The organism is Bacillus sp. 95MFCvi2.1, assembly GCF_000374965.1.
In the GTDB taxonomy this organism is placed as follows: Bacteria; Bacillota; Bacilli; order Bacillales; family Bacillaceae_G; genus Bacillus_A; species Bacillus_A pseudomycoides.
Map to the genome: position 1 here is coordinate 1 of NZ_KB895780.1, position 1,308 is coordinate 1,308.

The window sequence follows — 1,308 nt, forward strand, 5'->3', positions numbered from 1 at the left end:
ATTTTTTCATAATAGTCCTTAATCTTACGGTCATTCCGTTTTTGTTTCTCGTTATACTTGTCCACCGCTTCTTGAAAGACATCCTTGTATACACTTTGGATGTCCTTTTGAACAAAGTAGATATTCTCCTCTAACCTGGATGGATCGATGCCAGGATTCCCATGAATGTTTTCCCTGTTATTATGGCTTAATGAACTTTGGTGAGATTGATTAAATGAGATAGAGAACAACATAAAGTGCCACCACTTTCCCTAGATTAATTGATACCATAAGTCTAGCAAGGCGACGAAATGGAGTCAATTAAAGTAACCCTATACGTATTTTGACGCTAACGCATCAAAATCGATAGGGGTCTGCGACGCTTTTCGGCTTTACCGAGCCATGCTCAGCATGGCAAAAACAAACCTTGGGCTTTGCCCAAACCCACTGGGGAACTCTTCCCCAGACCCCATCCATCGAACACCCCAACCCCTCAATCCTTGAGGGGCTCCCTCGCCGGTTGGCAGGCCAAAACGCATACGTTTTGACACACCAAGAGGGTTTGGGACAGTAAGTCTGTCAACTCCTTAATGCTCCTTCATTTCGCTTCCGCTTCATTCTGTCCGCTTACCGTTGACAGACATGATACAACTACCTCTAATTATTTGTAAGATAACTCTATAACAAAATAACCTCACACTTTATCCACCTTAGGATACTTTAGTATTTCTAGAAATAATATATAAAATTAATACAAGAACAAATAATGAAATACTAACTATCCCAGTTACTGTCTCATTATTTACTGTGTAATTTACAATAGTAATAATAAACAAACAAAGAGTACCTATTAATGCTAACTTTTCTTTTATAAATTTAAACATTAATTCATCCCCTTTTCTAATAAATATAGCAAAAATAAATTGTAAAATAATGCAAAATTAGCAGATTAAATCTTTAAAAATCATATGATATTTCGTGACCTTACCCTCCATATGCAATATTACATATAAAAATATATTGATATAATTGTAAGCGCTTACTATAATAAAAGCATAAAGATAAATCACATCTTAGCAACAACAAAAAAGGAGGAAATAATATGACAATTGCAATGACAGTTTTAAAATTTGTAGGTGGAGTAATTCCATTAGTTCAAGAACTTTTAAAAGCATTTATGTAAGTACATTATTTAACAATTATTTATAAAAATTATCATATCTTAATACGAAATAAGAGGAGGAAATAATATGGCAATCGCAATGGCAGTTTTATCATTCTTAGGTGGAATCATCCCATTAGTAGGAGAGCTTTTAAAAGCAGTAATGT

At 34.3% G+C, this 1,308-nt stretch carries 1 pseudogene; it reads right to left on the reverse strand.

Going from position 1 to position 1,308, the window contains the following annotated elements:
• Positions 1-233, reverse strand: a pseudogene (locus tag C568_RS31630) (plasmid recombination protein); the annotation flags it as partial.
• Positions 234-1,308: the final 1,075 nt, after the last annotated feature.